Annotated in this window: 11 protein-coding genes; 3 read left to right on the top strand and 8 right to left on the bottom strand. The window is 64.0% G+C overall.

All coding sequences use genetic code 11. The features are described from left to right. Positions 1-40 precede the first annotated feature (40 nt). Both PQR32_RS21240 and msbA read right to left on the bottom strand, forming a co-directional pair. Complete coding sequence (locus tag PQR32_RS21240; RefSeq protein WP_408231248.1) at positions 41-1117, bottom strand: glycosyltransferase family 4 protein; 1077 nt, start codon at positions 1115-1117, stop codon at positions 41-43. Positions 1118-1230: 113 nt separating this feature from the next. Beyond that, positions 1231-3024, bottom strand: a complete 1794-nt coding sequence (msbA, locus tag PQR32_RS21235; protein WP_408214394.1) for a lipid A export permease/ATP-binding protein MsbA — start codon at positions 3022-3024, stop codon at positions 1231-1233. Positions 3025-3224: 200 nt separating this feature from the next. On the opposite strand from msbA, the gene PQR32_RS21230 reads away from it, so the two are divergent. Then, positions 3225-3986, top strand: a complete 762-nt coding sequence (locus PQR32_RS21230; RefSeq protein ID WP_408231244.1) for a glycosyltransferase family 2 protein — start codon at positions 3225-3227, stop codon at positions 3984-3986. 45 nt (positions 3987-4031) lie between these two features. On the opposite strand, the gene dnaE is transcribed toward PQR32_RS21230, so the two are convergent. Further along, entirely contained in the window at positions 4032-7610 is a 3579-nt protein-coding gene (dnaE, locus tag PQR32_RS21225; protein WP_408231241.1) for a DNA polymerase III subunit alpha, read from the bottom strand. Between the two features lie 330 nt (positions 7611-7940). Between dnaE and PQR32_RS21220 the strand changes: the two genes are divergently transcribed. Together PQR32_RS21220 and gluQRS are read left to right on the top strand one after the other, a co-directional pair. Next, positions 7941-8804 carry a sulfurtransferase gene (locus tag PQR32_RS21220; RefSeq protein ID WP_408231238.1) on the top strand — a complete coding sequence of 288 codons (864 nt, stop codon included), beginning with the start codon at positions 7941-7943 and terminating at the stop codon, positions 8802-8804. 31 nt (positions 8805-8835) lie between these two features. Beyond that, positions 8836-9726, top strand: coding sequence for a tRNA glutamyl-Q(34) synthetase GluQRS (gene gluQRS / locus PQR32_RS21215; RefSeq protein ID WP_408231235.1), 891 nt, complete (start codon positions 8836-8838; stop codon positions 9724-9726). 201 nt (positions 9727-9927) lie between these two features. On the opposite strand, the gene PQR32_RS21210 is transcribed toward gluQRS, so the two are convergent. The 5 genes from PQR32_RS21210 to PQR32_RS21190 all read right to left on the bottom strand — a co-directional run bounded on the left by PQR32_RS21210 (position 9928) and on the right by PQR32_RS21190 (position 15989). Beyond that, on the bottom strand, positions 9928-11400 hold the full coding sequence (locus PQR32_RS21210) for a DEAD/DEAH box helicase (protein ID WP_408231232.1): 1473 nt from the start codon (positions 11398-11400) through the stop codon (positions 9928-9930). A 470-nt stretch (positions 11401-11870) separates the two neighbouring features. Continuing rightward, a complete protein-coding gene (locus PQR32_RS21205) occupies positions 11871-13307 on the bottom strand; it encodes an aldehyde dehydrogenase family protein (RefSeq protein WP_408231229.1) in 1437 nt (478 codons plus the stop codon). A 98-nt stretch (positions 13308-13405) separates the two neighbouring features. Further along, positions 13406-15058 carry an acetolactate synthase large subunit gene (locus tag PQR32_RS21200; RefSeq protein WP_408231226.1) on the bottom strand — a complete coding sequence of 551 codons (1653 nt, stop codon included), beginning with the start codon at positions 15056-15058 and terminating at the stop codon, positions 13406-13408. Between the two features lie 258 nt (positions 15059-15316). Further along, positions 15317-15685, bottom strand: coding sequence for an MliC family protein (locus tag PQR32_RS21195; RefSeq protein ID WP_408231223.1), 369 nt, complete (start codon positions 15683-15685; stop codon positions 15317-15319). Positions 15686-15776: 91 nt separating this feature from the next. Next, positions 15777-15989: a DUF6726 family protein gene (locus PQR32_RS21190; RefSeq protein WP_116119374.1), complete on the bottom strand. Its 213-nt coding sequence runs from the start codon at positions 15987-15989 to the stop codon at positions 15777-15779. Between the last annotated feature and the right edge of the window lie 8 nt (positions 15990-15997).

Below are 15997 nucleotides of genomic sequence, written 5' to 3'. Positions count from 1 at the left end.
GCGGCCCGCCCGCCCCTTCTGTGACAAGGGTGTGGCGGTCCTAACGCGCGGCGTCGATCTGCCGCGCCAGCGTCAACAGCGCGCTCACGTGAGCGGCCACGCTTGCGTCATAAAGCACCGCGTCGCGGGCCAGTTCCGGTGGCGCGCGACGCGTGCCGCCGCGATGCTCGCGCACCGCCCGTTCGAGGGTTGCGCGCAGATCGGCCACGTCATTCGGCGCGAAGACGAATTTCGCGTGTGGGGCGATCGCATCGCAACAACCAATGCTCGACGGGAAAATGACCGGCGTGCCGCACATCACCGATTCGATACCCACCAGCCCGAACGGCTCGTACGTCGATGCGAGGATCGTAAAGTCCGCAGCCTGGTAACACTCCGCGAGCTCTTTCACATAGCCGATATACCGCAGCCGTTCAGAGGTGCGCGCGGGCGGCCGCCCGGCCACGGCCACCACCACGGGCAGCGACGTGTCGCGCAGCGCGGCTTCGATGAGCGGCAAACCCTTGCGCTCGTGGCTGCTCGACGGGAACAGCAGGACGATCTCGTTGTCGGCGAAACCATATTTGCGACGCAAGGTGGAACGCGTCGCGGCATCGGTCGGCGCGAAGCGCGTGCCATCCACGGGCGGATACAGCACACGGATCTTCGCTTCGTCGACACCGTACAGTTCGCGTAGTTCGTCGTGCATCAGCCGCGAATGCGCCACTACGACTTCCGCGCGCTCGTACTGGCGGCGCTCGAGCGCAATCTGCCAGCGATCCGAACGCTTCTGCGCGCGCCCCGTCGCCCGCAAGAAACCGAGATGCGTGCCGCCGCAGATCGCTACCTCGGACGAGTCGACGCGGTTGCAGCCGATCAGCACATCGACGCTCGCCGCGCGCCGCGCCGCGCGCAAGCGCCACGAAAACCAGCGGTCGCGCAGCTTGCCCGGCAGGAACGAGACGTTGATGCGATGCGGCTCGACCAACTTGCATTCCGGCAGCGACGCGTCGAACCGACGCGCGAAGAAAGCCGGCTCGACGCCGAGCGCGGCGAGGCCGCGCACCAGGTCCATGGCGTAGCGCTCGAGGCCGCCGCTGTGCTGCAAGGCGTTACTGGACAGTCCAAGTTTCTTCATTCAGACAGCGCGCGCCTGCGCCTCGTCAAATGTTAAGGGGTAAGTCATGCGCGGTCCGGGCTAGCGGACCGCGTGAATGGAGAGGCGAATGGCGGATTGACGTGTGTTGCGTTTCAGGCCGCGGTCTGCTGGAACTGGATGCGGTGCAGATGCGCGTACAGCCCGTCTTGCGCCAGCAGTTCACGATGGCTGCCGCTCTCGACGATCCGCCCCGCTTCCATCACCAGGATGCGGTTCGCGCGCTCGATGGTCGACAGACGGTGCGCGATGACGAGTGTCGTGCGGCCCTTCATCAAGGTTTCCAGCGCGGCCTGCACATGGCGCTCGGACTCGGAGTCCAGCGCCGAGGTCGCCTCATCGAGGATCAGGATCGGCGCGTCCTTGTAGATCGCGCGCGCGATCGCCAGACGCTGCCGCTGGCCGCCCGAGAGCATCAGGCCGTTGTCGCCGACCAGCGTGTCGATGCCTTTCGGCATGGCCTCGACGGTGTCCCACAGGTTGGCCGCGCGCAGCGCCGCCTTGACCTTGTCGGGATCGGCGGCCTGGCCGTACGCGACGTTATTGGCGACGGTGTCGTTGAACAGCACCACGTCCTGGCTCACCATCGCGATCTGGCCGCGCAGCGCGTGCAGATCGTATTCGGGGATCGCCACGCCGTCGACCAGAATCTGGCCGGCGGTCGGATCGAAAAAGCGCGGCAGCAGATTCACCAGCGTGGTCTTGCCGCTGCCCGACGGGCCCGCCAGCGCGACCATTTCGCCCGGCGCCACCCTGAACGAGACCTGGTCGAGCGTGTGGCGATTATGCGTGGCGTTGGCGCTGTAGTTGAACGAGACGCCGCGGAATTCCACTTCGCCGCGCGCGCGCTCGAGCGGTTTGCCGCCGCCTTCCGGTTCGGACGGCTCGTCGATCAAACCGAAGATCAGTTCGCACGCCGTCATGCCGCGTTGCAGCGGCTGGTTCACGTCCATCAAATGCTTGAGCGGCGAGATGATCAGCAGCATCGACGTGACGAAGGCGACGAAGCCGCCGACCGTGGTCTGATCCGACGACGACTGCACCACCGCGATCGTGATCACGACGGCGAGCGCGATCGACGCGAGGAACTGCGTCAACGGCTGCGCGAGGCCGCCGGACACGGTCATGCGCATGGCGTAGCCGCGCAGACGCTTGCTCATCGACTCGAAGCGCTCCATCTCGTACTGCTCGCCGTTGTGTACTTTGACGACCTTGTAGCCGCCCACCGACTCTTCGACGATGTACGAAAGCTCATTGGTCAGCAGCTGATGCTCGCGGTTCAAACGACGCAAGCGGCGGTTGATCTTGCCGACCAGCCAGCCGATCGCCGGCAGCAGCACCGCGACGATCAGCGTCAGGCGCCAGTTCAGATAGAACAGATAGCCGAGCAGGAAGACGACGGTGAGCGAATCGCGCACCAGCGTGACCAGCACACTCAGCAGCACGTTGAGAATCTGGTTCACCTCGAAGACGATCGCGTTGATCACCGTGCTCGCGGTTTCGCGCTGGAAGAACGCGACGCTCGTGTGGATCATGCGGTCGAACATCTTCAGGCGCAGATCGAGCAGGATCTTGTTGGTCACGTAGGCAAGCAGATAACCGGACGCGTATTGCGACAGGCTGCGAACCAGTGCGAGGCCGATCACCGCGGCCGGAACGAACCACTTCGTCTTGTCGTTGGCATGCGCGCCGAAGCCCTTGTCCAGCAGAGGCTTGAGCAAGGCGGGGATCGCCGCGTCGGTCGCGGCGCTGACCGCCATCGCGACGATTGCGCCGAGGAGAACCCAGATCAGCGGCTGAATATACGGCCATAGCCGTTTAAAGACGACGGCGGCCGACGACGCCTCGCCTGAACCGATGGGTTTGCTTAACGTTGGCTTCGCGCTCAAGGAATCCTCTGAGAAGGCGGGACTGCAGCCACGCGGCGGACAGAATGCCTGCCGTGCGGAATATCAAAAAAGAGCATTGTAAACGGTTGAGGGTGAGCGTCGGCGGATAGAGGCCGGCTGTGTATACTCCTCGTGCCGGTCGCCTGCCGCCACCCGCTTGCGCGATTCGTTCCGTCATTCCGCCCTCACGCTACTCAGGTATGCAAGAAACCACCCTCGGCGTCGCCATCATCACCAAAAACGCGGCGGCGCGGCTGGCTGAATGCCTGCAAGCCGTGGCCTTCGCCGACCAGATCGTCGTGATCGACGGCGGCAGCACCGACGGCACCGCCGGGATCGCCCGAGCCCACGGCGCCCGCGTGATCGAGCAGACCGACTGGCCGGGCTTCGGCCCGCAAAAGAATCGCGCGGTCGACGCCCTCAGCACCAGCTGGATTCTTTCGATCGACGCCGACGAGATCGTTTCGCCTGAACTGGCGACAGCGATCCGCGCGGCGCTTACGGCCCCCACCGCCAATGTCTACGCGGTAGACCGGTTGTCGAGTTTTTGTGGCCACTGGATTCACCACAGTGGCTGGTATCCGGACTGGATTCCGCGCCTCTTCAAGCGCGGCGCCGCGCGTTTCTCCGACGACCTGGTGCATGAGCGGCTGGTGTTCGATACACCGGCGCAGCGCCTCACCGGCAAGCTGATGCATTACTCCTACGAGGACTTCGAAGGCGTGTTGCGCAAGCTCGATGCGTATTCGACAGCGGGCGCCCAGCAACGTCATGCGGCAGGTCAGCGCGGCAGCTTCGGCAAGGCGCTCGGGCGCGGCGCATGGGCGTTCGTGCGGACTTACTTGCTGCGTCGTGGATTTCTGGACGGCCGCGCCGGGTTCATGATCGCGGTGTTCAATGCAGAGACGGTGTATTACCGGTTTTTGAAGCTGGCGCGGCTGGGGGCGAAGACGCGTCGCTGAACGCAGATCGGTTTGCCCGCGCCAGTGGCACGGGCAAACGCAACGTCAATAGACGATCTCGATCGAGCTTCCCGCGAACTCGCCGCGCAGCGCCGCGAGCAGTTCGTCGGTCGGCTTCACGCGCCATGCGTCGCCCAGACGCATTTCACCTTCCGCATTCTGGCTGCGATAGACCACCTGCACGGCGAGCCCGTTCGGGATCTGTACCGCCTGACGCTGGCCACCACCATAGCCGCCACCATTACGGCCACCGCCGTTCCCACCACCGTTTCCGCCGCGCGATGAAGCCGCCGGCGCCGCTGCCGCTTGCGGTTCGTCCTTGCCCGCGCTATGCGCTTCGAGCACGCGACGCAGCGCCAACGCGTCCGCATTGCCGTTCATCTGCACCTTCACCGCTTCCGCGTAACGGCAGCGCGCGCGGCCGAGATCCATGACCGTGTCGACGGTGAAGCGGATGCCGCCCGTGAACGCGTCGTTACGCGCCTGGCCTTGCACGACCAGCAGTTCGTCTTCCTTGAACAGTTGCTTGTGCGCTTCGAACGTCTCGTTGAACACCGTGACTTCGCATTGGCCGGTGCCGTCGTCGAGCAACGCGATCAGCATCTTGCCGCGCTGGGTCATCTGCGTGCGCAGCGACGCGATCACGCCCGCGACCAGCTTGTCGCGCCCTTCCTTCAACTCGCCGATCTTCTGGCGCACGAAGCGGCGCACTTCGTCCTTGTAGGCGTCGAACAGATGGCCCGACAGGTAGAAGCCGAGCGCGGCCTTCTCTTCCTGCAGCTTTTTCTTTTCTGGCCACTCGGGCTCGTCGACCAGTTCGTGACCTTGCGAGGGCGCGTCGCCCATGTCGAACAGACCCGCCTGCAGCGCGTTGGCGCTCGCCTGCTCGGCGGCTTCCATGGCGAGCGAGACGGACGCGATCAGCTGCGCGCGATTCGCATGCAAGGTGTCGAACGCGCCGGCGCGGATCAAGGCTTCGACCGTACGGCGATTGACGATACGGCGATCGACCCGGTTGCAGAAATCAAAGATGTCGATGAACGGCCCTTCTTCACGCGCGCGCAGGATTTCCTCGATCGCGTTCTGGCCGCTGCCCTTGATGGCGCCGAGGCCGTAGCGGATGGTTCGGGAACGCTTGCCTTCGGCTTCCGCCACCGGTTCGAAGCGGTACGCGGACAGATTGACGTCCGGCGGCAGCACCGCCATCTTGTTCGTGAGACAGTCTTCGAACAGGATCTTGACCTTGTCCGTGTCGTCCATGGCGAGCGACATATTCGCCGCCATGAATTCCGCCGGATGGTGCGCCTTCAGCCACGCGGTGTAGTACGCGAGCAGTGCATACGCCGCCGCGTGCGACTTGTTGAAGCCGTAGCCCGCGAACTTCTCCATCAAGTCGAAGATTTCGTCGGCCTTCTCGCCGGCCAGCCCGTTCTTCGCGGCGCCCTGACGGAACAGCTCGCGATGCTCGGCCATTTCCTCGGCCTTCTTCTTACCCATCGCGCGACGCAGCAAGTCGGCGCCGCCCAGCGAGTAGCCGCCGATGATCTGCGCCATCTGCATCACCTGCTCCTGGTAGACCATGATGCCGTAGGTCTCTTTCAGAACAGATTCGACACGCGGATCCGGATACTCCACCACTTCGCGGCCATGCTTACGGGCGCAGAAGCTCGGGATCAGGTCCATTGGGCCCGGACGGTACAACGCGACCAGCGCGATGATGTCCTCGAAGCGGTCAGGCTGCGCATCTTTCAGCATGCCTTGCATGCCGCGGCTTTCCAGCTGGAACACAGCGACCGTATTCGCTTTCTTCAGGATCGAGAACGACGCCGGGTCGTCGAGCGGCACCTGCGCGAGCGACCAGTCCTGCTTGGACGGATCGAGGCGGCGGATATAGCGCTCGGCCCAGTCGAGAATCGTCAGCGTGGTCAGACCCAGGAAGTCGAACTTCACGAGGCCGACGGCTTCGACGTCGTCCTTGTCGTACTGGCTCACGACGCCGCTTTCATCGCCCTGCGTATACAGCGGACAGAAATCGGTCAACTTGCCGGGCGCGATCAGCACGCCGCCCGCGTGCATGCCGACGTTACGCGTGAGGCCTTCCACGCGCTGCGCGAGTTCGAGCAGCTGATGCACTTCGTCTTCGTTGTCGAAGCGCTCCTGGAGGAGCGGCTCTTCTTTCATCGCGTCCGCGATGGTGACATGCTTGCCCGGCTTGAACGGAATCAGCTTGGCGATACCGTCCGTGAACATGTAGCCGAGATCGAGCACCCGGCCGATGTCGCGCACCGCCGCCTTCGCCGCCATCGTGCCGAATGTGGCGATCTGCGACACGGCGTCCGCACCGTACTTTTCCTTCACGTACTGGATCACGCGATCGCGGCCGTGCTGGCAGAAGTCGATGTCGAAGTCGGGCATGGACACCCGTTCCGGATTCAGGAAACGTTCGAACAGCAGGTTGTAGCGCAGCGGATCGAGGTCGGTCACGCCGAGCGCGTACGCGACCAGCGAACCCGCGCCCGAGCCCCGGCCCGGACCGACCGGCACGCCGTTGTTCTTCGCCCAGTTGATGAAGTCCGCCACGATCAGGAAGTAGCCGGGAAAGCCCATCTTGATGATCGTGCCGCACTCGAATTCGAGGCGCGCGTAATACGTTTCGCGTTGCGCTTCGCGCTCGGCCGCGTCTGGATACAACTGCTCGAGACGCTTTTCGAGGCCCTCTTTCGACAACTGCACGAGGTAGTCGTCGAGCGACATGCCGTCGGGCGTGGGGAACAGCGGCAGCTTCGGCTTGCCGAGTTCGAGCGTGAGGTTGCAACGCTTGGCGATTTCCACCGAGTTGGCGAGCGCCGACGGAATGTCCGCGAACAGCGCCGCCATCTCTTCCTGCGTGCGGAAGTACTGCTCGGACGTAAAGCGCTTCGAGCGGCGCGGATTCGCCAGAATGTCGCCTTCGGAAATGCACACGCGCGCTTCGTGCGCGGTGAAGTCGTCCGGCGTCATGAACTGCATGGGATGTGTGGCGACCACCGGCAGTTTCAGCGACGCCGCGAGCGCGACCGCCTGCTGCACATACTGCTCGCCGCCAGGCAGACCACAGCGCTGCAACTCGATATAAAAGCCGCCCGGGAACACCTTCGCCCAATGCAACGCGTTGCGTTTGGCCGCTTCTTCGTTACCCGCCGCGAGCGCAAGGCCGATGTCGCCCTGCTGCGCGCCGGACAAGGCGAGGAGCCCGACGCCCAGGCCGGATTCGAGCCAGCCGGCTTCGATTTCCGCGCGACCGCGATACTGATTCGTGAGCGACGCCTTGCTGAGCAGTTCGCACAGGTTCAGATAGCCGAGCCGGTCTTTCACCAGCAGCAACAAACGGGAAGGCTTGTCGCGGTCGTCCGGATTGGTGATCCAGACGTCGCAGCCGGCAATGGGTTTGACCCCTTTGCCGCGGGCTTCCTTGTAGAAACGGACGAGGCCGAATGCGTTGCCGAGATCGGTGAGGGCGAGCGCGCCCTGGCCGTCTTTGGCCGCGGCCTTGACAATGTCGTCAAGACGCACGATGCCATCGGCAATCGAGAATTCGGAGTGAACGCGGAGATGAACGAAGCGGGGATCTGACATGGGCGACATTGTAACTCCACCCTTCCGGAGTTTTCAGGCCAAAACCGCGCGTTAGCCGATCGGCTTAGGACGCAAACGCGCGAGCCGCGTGCGCAGGCGTTCCTGGGCCGGCGGAGCATGCGGACGGCCACCTGAGTGCAGCGAATCGACAGCAAGTTCACGAACGATTTGCGCTACCGCAATCCGTTGGCCATTCGGCCGAGTCGGGCAAAGCGCCGGGTTGAGGGATAATACGGGTTTCGCCTATTCGACGTGGCCGCGCCGTATGGCGTTTGAAGGCGGGCAGCCCAACGCGCCCCGTTTTCCGCAAGGCCGGTCACTTCTTACCGCTGGACACTCATGAGTATCGTCAACCTCTCTTCGTATCATTTCGCGACCATCGAAGACACCGCCGCATGGCGCCCGCTCGTGACGGAACGCTGCAATGCGCTGGGCCTGAAAGGCACCATTCTGCTGGCGCCGGAAGGCATCAACCTGTTCGTCGCCGGCACGCGCGAGAACGCCGACGCGTTCATCGACTACATCCGTCACGACGCGCTGTTCGACGGCAAGTTCGTGAATCTGCAGTTCAAGGAAAGCCTGTCGGACAAGCAGCCGTTCACCCGCATGCTGGTCAAGCTCAAGCGCGAGATCATCACGATGAAAAAGCCGGCCATCCGGCCGGAACTCGGCCGCGCGCCGTTCGTCGACGCGCCCACGCTGAAACACTGGCTGGACCGCGGTCACGACGATCAGGGCCGTCCGGTCGTGATGCTCGACACGCGCAACGCGTTCGAAGTCGACGTCGGCACGTTCGACAACGCGCTCGACTACCGCATTACGAAATTCAGCGAGTTTCCCGAAGTGATCGAGCAAAATCGCGCCGACCTGGAAGGCAAGACGGTGGTGTCGTTCTGCACGGGCGGGATTCGCTGCGAGAAGGCCGCGATCCACATGAAGGAAGTCGGCATCGAGAACGTGTACCAGCTCGAAGGCGGCATTCTGAAGTACTTCGAGGAAGTGGGCGGCGCGCATTATCACGGCGACTGCTTCGTGTTCGACTACCGCACCGCGCTCAATCCGCAACTCGAGCCTAGCAAGACCACGCAATGCTTCGGCTGCCGCGCGGTAGTCCCGCCGGAAGCGCAAGAATCGCCGATGTACGTGGCGGGCAAGACGTGTCCGGAATGTCATCCGGACAGCAAGGCGGCGCGCGCCGCGTGATGGTGGCGGCGCAGAACGCCACCACTCAACCATGACTTACCGCGGACGTTTCGCACCCTCGCCCACCGGGCCGTTGCACTTCGGCTCGCTGGTGAGCGCGCTCGCGAGCTGGTTGGACGCACGCGCGCATCGGGGCGCATGGCTCGTTCGCATTGAAGACATCGACGGTCCGCGCACCGTGCCGGGCGCCGCAGAAGACATCCTCGCCACCCTCGAGCACTTCGGCATGCATGCCGACGAACCGCCCGTCTGGCAAAGCACGCGGCCGGCGCGCTACCAGCAAGCGCTGGAGCAATTGAAGGCTGCCGGCATGATCTATCCGTGTGGCTGCACTCGCAAGGAAATCGCCGACTCGCTGCTCAACGCGCACGCGCGCAACACGACCCTCGCCTATCCCGGCACCTGTCGCGACGGCCTGCACGGCAAACCGGCGCGCGCATGGCGCCTGCGCGTGCCCGACGGCGACAGCGCGATCATCACGTTCGAGGACCGCTGGCAGGGCAAGCAGACACAGAATCTCGCCACCGAAGTCGGCGACTTCGTGCTGAAGCGCGCGGACGACCAATGGGCGTATCAACTGGCGGTGGTCGTCGACGACACGGACGCGGGCATCACGCACATCGTGCGCGGCGCGGATTTGATGGATTCAACGGCACGGCAGATCTATCTGCAGCGTTGCCTGGGTGTGCCGACGCCGGAGTATTTGCATGTGCCCGTCGTCACGAATGAACAGGGCGAAAAACTCAGCAAGCAGAACGGAGCCACGGCGCTGGATAGCGACAAGCCGCTTGAAGCGCTAAGCACAGCGGCACAGCATCTTGGGCTCGACCTGGAAAGCGCTGCGGCCCATACGACGCTGGACGGCTTTTATGCTGCCGCCACGGCGGCATGGGCAAAACGGATGGGCTTACCAGCAACGTGAACGCGATTCACGCCTGAAAATGATCTCGCCTTGCGCGGCGTGCATTGCGCAGATTGGCTACGGCACCCGGCGCGCTTGCACGGTGCGAGGCGAACTTTCGAAGCGCCCCAAATTTTTGCCGCGCTGCCTGCGGCCCCACTACGGGCCGAGCCCAGCCCGCGCCGCGGCTAACCGAACCGAGCCGCGCCCGCGAACCAAAAATCAGGAAGACGACGACTTCCGCGGCATCCCAAACCCGCCTAACAACGCTGCCAACGGCTGCTTGGAAGCCGCCTTTTGTGGCGCAGCGGAAGCAGCAGCGGCCTCCTCGATTTTGCGAACCGAAGACGGCGACGGCTCATAAGGCTTCAGGAAGAAATCATCCACGGGCTGCGCGCGATGATGATGCGGCCGGTCGTACGAACCCGACGACGACGCACCCGTGCGACGACGGCTGCCGCGATCCTCACGGCCCTCGCTGCTGCGCTCGCGACGCGGCGCGCGTTCTTCATGGTGATGCCGCACCGGCGCTTCCACCGTCAGACGTTGCACATCCAGCGGACGCTTGATCAGCTTCTCGATATCGGCCAACTGCTTGCGCTCGTTCGGGCTGCACAGCGACAACGCGTCGCCCGAAGCACCCGCACGGCCGGTACGGCCGATCCGGTGCACGTAATCTTCCGCATTGAACGGCAGATCGAAGTTGATCACCGCTGGCAGTTCGGCGATGTCCAGACCGCGCGCGGCGACATCCGTCGCCACCAGCGCTTCGATCTCGCCGCGCTTGAATGCGTCGAGCGCCTGCATCCGTTCATTCTGCGTGCGGTCGCCGTGAATCGCGGTCGCGACCACGCCGTCGCGCTCGAGGCTGCGCGCCAGCCGGCTCGCGCCGATCTTGCTGTTGCAGAACACGATCACCTGCTTGAGGCCGCGCTCGCGAATCAGTTGCACGACCGCGCCGGTCTTGTCGCCCTCGGCCACTTCGTACACGACCTGCGTCACGTTGGTCGCGGTCGAGTTGCTGCGCGCGACTTCGATGGTCTGCGGGTTGCGCAGATACGTGGCGGCAAGCTTCTTGATTTCGCCCGAGAACGTGGCCGAAAACAGCAGCGTCTGACGCTCTTTCGGCAGCAGGTTCAGGATGCGCTGCAGATCCGGCAGGAAGCCCATGTCGAGCATCCGGTCGGCTTCGTCGAGCACGAGGATCTGCACCTGGCCGAGATTCGCCGTTTTCTGTTGCACGTGATCGAGCAGACGGCCCGGCGTGGCGATCAGAATCTCGACGCCGCGGCGCAGTTGCTCGGATTGCGGATTCATGTCCACGCCGCCGAACACCACGGCGCTGCGCAGCGCCGTGTGCTTCGCGTACGCCTGCACGTTCGCGGCGACCTGGTCGGCCAGTTCGCGGGTCGGCGTGAGGATCAGCGCGCGCACCGGATGGCGGGCGGGCGAAGCGCTCGTGCTCGCCTGCGGCAACAGACGCTGGATGATCGGCAGCGAGAAGCTCGCGGTCTTGCCGGTGCCGGTTTGCGCGGCGCCCATCATGTCACGGCCGGCCAGCACGACAGGGATCGCCTGCTCCTGGATCGGCGTAGGGATGGTGTAGCCCGACTCTTTGACGGCTTTCAGGATGTCGGGCGCGAGGCCGAATTGATCAAAAGTCGCAGTGCTGGGCGTGACGGCTGTGTCGGACATGGTGGCTTTCGCTAAAAATGCGCTTGGCGCGTGCGCGCGGCAGCGGTCGGAACCGCAGAGAGCATTGTGATGAAGGCGGAGCCACGGCGTTCCGCACGGGACCCGTTGGTATTGCAGGAAAAAATGCGGCCGGCTCCGGCCGGCGGAAACACCCGCCGGAAAGGCCGGTATTGTAGCACTTCAGCAAAAACACTCATGGCGCATGTGCCGGCTTTCTGCTTACGGTGGCGAAAGCCCGGCGCCAGCAGGCGGCGCACCCGCCGGCGAATCGCGGCAAAGCACCGGCGCGCCTCGCTCGCAGCGTAGTTCGTGGAGACGACAGTTGCGTGACAGCACGTCGGTTCGGCGGCGCCGCGATCAGCGCGCCGCCCGGCCTGCGGCGGCGCGGGCGGCGCTGGCGCGTCTCAGCCGTCTCGCGGCTACGTCGCGTCACCACCTCACCGCTTGACCGCCTCACAGTCCCGGCCGTCTCACCACGTCTCGCGCATCACCATCAACCGCAGTTCAGTCATGTCCTCGATCGCGTAGCGCACGCCTTCACGCCCCAGCCCGGAATCCTTCACGCCACCATACGGCATGTTGTCGACCCGGAACGACGGCACGTCGTTGATCACCACGCCGCCCACGTCGAGTTCGTCCCACGCGCGATGCGCATGCGCGAGCGAATCCGTGAACACGCCCGCTTGCAGGCCGAAGTCGCTGTCGTTGACGGTCGCGAGCGCGGCCCCGAAATCGTCGAAGCGCTCCAGAATCGCCACCGGCCCGAAGGCTTCCTTGCGATACAGATCCGTGTCGCGCTTCACGCCTTCGAGCAGCGTCGCCTCGAACATCGCGCCGTCGACCTTGCCGCCCGCGACGATTTTCGCGCCCGCCTGCACCGCGCTTTCCATCCAGCCGGCGAGGCGTTTGGACTCCGATTCGGAGATCATCGGTCCGACGAAGGTCTTTTCGTCTTTCGGATCGCCCATCACCAGCGACTTCGTCTTGGCGATCAGCTTTTCGCGCAGCGCATCATAGACCTTTGCATGAACCAGAATCCGCTGCACCCCGATGCAGCTCTGTCCCGACTGATAGAACGCGCCGAACGCCAGCCGATCAACCACATAGTCGAGCTTCTCACCCTGATCGCCGTCGACGATCGCGGCCGCGTTGCCGCCCAGCTCCAGAATCACTTTCTTCTTGCCGGCCTTCTTCTTCAGCTCCCAACCCACAGCGGGCGAGCCGGTGAAGGACAGCAATTTGAAGCGCTCGTCGGTGGTGAAGAGATCCGCGCCGTCGCGATGCGCGGGAAGAATCGAGAATGCGCCTTTCGGCAGGTCGGTCTCCGCCAGAATCTCGCCCATGATGAGCGCGCCGACCGGCGTGCGGCTCGCCGGCTTCAACACGAACGGCACACCCGCCGCAATGGCCGGCGCGACCTTGTGCGCGGTCAGGTTCAGCGGAAAATTGAACGGCGAAATAAACGAGCACGGCCCGATCGGCACACGCTTCACATAGCCGTGGTAGCCCTTGGCGCGTGGCGAAATCTCCAGATTGACGATCTCGCCGTCGATGCGCACCGACTCCTCCGCGGCCACCTTGAACGTATCGATCAGGCGCGTGACCTCGCCTTTCGAGTCGTTGATCGGCTTGCCGGCTTCGATACACAGCGCGAGCGCCAGTTCGTCGTAGCGCTCGCGAAAGCGTTTCACGCAATGTTCGAGCACCGCCTGACGCTTGAACGGGGGAAAGACGCGCATGGCGGGCATGGCGTCGACGGCATGCCCGATCGCTTTGTCGATCGCGGTGGCGTCGGCCATCGCGACGCGGGTAGCGACTTCGCCGCTGAATTTATCGGTGACTTCGAGATCGGTGTTGGCAGCCACCGCAACGTTCGCGAGGTAGTACGGGTAAGTCTTTTGCAACATGACGCGTCTCCTTGATCCGATGCCTGACAATCTGACAATGAAAAAGCTGCCAGCAAGGGCCATGCCCCGCGGCCGCTCCTCTGCCATTCACCTGCGGTTCACAGTTGCGCCGAAAGCCGCTTGATTTCGCGATTCAGCACGCGCTCGTTGTCCGAATAGTCGATCGGCAGATCGATCACATGCACGCCCGGCGTCGCGAAACATTCGCGCAGCAACGGTGCGAATTCGGCCGCCGATTCGATGCGGTGTCCCTTCGCCCCATAGCTCTCTGCATACGCGACGAAGTCCGGATTGCTCAGCGTCATGCCGTAGTCCGGGAAATTCATGTTTTCCTGCTTCCAGCGGATCATGCCGAACGCGTCGTCGCGCACAATCAGGATCACCAGATCCAGTTTCAGACGCACCGCCGTTTCCAGTTCCTGCGAGTTCATCATGAAGCCGCCGTCGCCGCACACGGCCATGACCTTGCGGTCCGGATGCACGATCTTGGTTGCGATCGCGGACGGCAGCCCCGCGCCCATCGACGCCAGCGCGTTGTCGAGCAGCAGCGAATTCGGTTCGTGCGCGCGGTAGTAGCGCGCGAACCAGATCTTGTACATGCCGTTGTCCAGACACACGATGCCGTCGACTGGCGTGGTCTCGTACACGTCGTTGACGACGCGCACCGGATACATGGGAAAGCGGTCGTCATGCTGGCCTTTGGCCAGATGCGCCTCGAAGTGCTCCTTGATCTCCTTGAAGCGCGTGAAGTCCCAATGCTTCTGGCGCTCCTTGAGACTTTCCTTGAGCTGCCACACGGCGTTGGCAATATCGCCGACCACTTCGATCTGCGGGAAATACACGGTATCGACTTCCGCGCCGAGGAAGTTGACGTGAATCACCGTCTTCTCGCCGGCCTCGCCGCTGCGCATGAAAAACGGCGGCTTCTCGATCACGTCGTGACCCACGTTGATGATGCAGTCCGCGTGGTCGATCGCGCGGTGCACGAAGTCGCCGTCGGACAGCGTCGCGTTGCCGAGCCACATGGGATGCGATTCGTCGATCACGCCTTTGCCCATCTGCGTCGTGAAGAATGGAATGCCGATCTGGTCGACGAACTCGCGCAGCATCTTGGTGGTGGTCTTGCGATTGCCGCCCGCGCCGATCATCAATAGCGGATGCTTCGCGCTGGTGATCGCCTCGACTGCGCGCGCCACGGCTTTTTCCTCGGCGACGGGACGGCGACTAAAGCTCTTCGGAATCGGCTTGCCATCGCCCTCCTCATGCGCGACGTCTTCGGGCAGTTCGAGGTGCGTGGCGCCGGGCCGTTCTTCTTCCGCTTGACGCACCGCCTCGCGCACCGCCGCCGGAATATTGGCGACCGACACGATCTGCCGCGTGTATTTGGTGAGCGGCTCCATCATGCGCACCACGTCGACGATCTGGAAATGCCCCTGCTTGCTCGACTTGATCGGCTTTTGCCCGGTGACCATCAGCATGGGCATGCCGCCGAGCTGCGCGTACGCCGCGGCGGTCACGAAGTTGGTCGCGCCCGGCCCGAGGGTGGCCAGACACACGCCGATGCGGCCGGTGAGACGGCCGTACGTGGCGGCCATGAAACCGGCCGCCTGTTCATGGCGCGTGAGGATCAGGCGGATTTTCGAGCGCCGCAGCGATTCGAGCAGATCGAGATTTTCTTCACCGGGAATGCCGAACACGTACTCGATACCTTCGGCTTCCAGCGATTTGACGAACAGGTCCGATGCTTTCATTGAGGGTCTCGCTTGATGATACGGACGCGGGCCGTGAGCCCAACGCTCGGGCTCCGGAAACGGACGATCGAAAACGACGACGGCCGCGCCGGCAGTGCCCGGCATGGCTTGATGGCATGACACGACAGCACGGCGGCGAATGCCATGCCGGACAGCTTACTACTCGACTGGAAACGGTGTGCGCTGGCGGGCAGCGCCGCAAGGCAGGGGTCGGAAGAGGAAGCGGCGGCATGGGTAGAGAATGCCGCCACATCGCGCTCAGCGATTGATGGTGATGCAGTCGGAGAGCATGGGTGGCGCGTTTTCGCCGGCCATCGCGTCATACAGATCGGCGCGCGGCCCCTTGGTCCACCATGTGTAGCTGCCGGCCTGATATTTCGCGCCGGACGCCGACAGCGTGTTGACGAACAGCAGTTGTTTGCCCTTCACCGGCACGAGCGCGAAGCTTTGGCCGTTCGCCGTGTTCCAGTAAGTGACATGCAGGATCTTGCCGGTCGCGCAGGTGTATTTGTGCGTCTGACGGTTTTTGGCCTGAATCTCGGAGAACTGCAAAGGCGCGGCCCACGCCTGGCCGTATAGCGCCGCGAGACCCGCCGCCGTGGTGACTGCAACAAGCCATTTCTTCATGAGATGCCTCGATCGTTGCTACCAATCAAACACGGGGGACGCGCCGCACGTTGCGCCTGGAGTTGCGGCCAAAAGACGGATGACGGATCGATTATGGATCGATCACGTCGGCGCACGCGTCGGTCGGCGCGGCGGCGACGTGCCCGACCAGCGGCACGATCTTCAAGCCTGCCGATGCGACCCGGCACGGCGCAGCCGCGAGGCCGCACCCCGTCAACCCGGCGCACAGCGCGAGCAGCACGCCGAGTGCGCCGAGACGGCCGGTCCAACCGCGCCGCGTGGTGTTGCGGATTTCCAGCGCCATACGTACCT

It is taken from the genome of Paraburkholderia dipogonis (genome assembly GCF_046027395.1).
Classification (GTDB): domain Bacteria; phylum Pseudomonadota; class Gammaproteobacteria; order Burkholderiales; family Burkholderiaceae; genus Paraburkholderia; species Paraburkholderia dipogonis_A.
The sequence above is the reverse complement of the archived record's forward strand: the minus strand, read 5'-3'. Positions and strand labels throughout refer to the sequence as shown.

Excerpts from the sequence above, each read along its gene's own strand:
- PQR32_RS21220 (WP_408231238.1), top strand. The coding sequence starts at position 7,941 with ATGAGTATCGTCAACCTCTCTTCGTATCATTTCGCGACCATCGAAGAC.
- gluQRS (WP_408231235.1), top strand. The coding sequence starts at position 8,836 with ATGACTTACCGCGGACGTTTCGCACCCTCGCCCACCGGGCCGTTGCAC.
- PQR32_RS21200 (WP_408231226.1), bottom strand. The coding sequence starts at position 15,058 with ATGAAAGCATCGGACCTGTTCGTCAAATCGCTGGAAGCCGAAGGTATC.
- dnaE (WP_408231241.1), bottom strand. The coding sequence starts at position 7,610 with ATGTCGCCCATGTCAGATCCCCGCTTCGTTCATCTCCGCGTTCACTCC.
- PQR32_RS21205 (WP_408231229.1), bottom strand. The coding sequence starts at position 13,307 with ATGTTGCAAAAGACTTACCCGTACTACCTCGCGAACGTTGCGGTGGCT.
- PQR32_RS21195 (WP_408231223.1), bottom strand. The coding sequence starts at position 15,685 with ATGAAGAAATGGCTTGTTGCAGTCACCACGGCGGCGGGTCTCGCGGCG.
- PQR32_RS21240 (WP_408231248.1), bottom strand. The coding sequence starts at position 1,117 with ATGAAGAAACTTGGACTGTCCAGTAACGCCTTGCAGCACAGCGGCGGC.
- PQR32_RS21230 (WP_408231244.1), top strand. The coding sequence starts at position 3,225 with ATGCAAGAAACCACCCTCGGCGTCGCCATCATCACCAAAAACGCGGCG.
- PQR32_RS21190 (WP_116119374.1), bottom strand. The coding sequence starts at position 15,989 with ATGGCGCTGGAAATCCGCAACACCACGCGGCGCGGTTGGACCGGCCGT.
- PQR32_RS21210 (WP_408231232.1), bottom strand. The coding sequence starts at position 11,400 with ATGTCCGACACAGCCGTCACGCCCAGCACTGCGACTTTTGATCAATTC.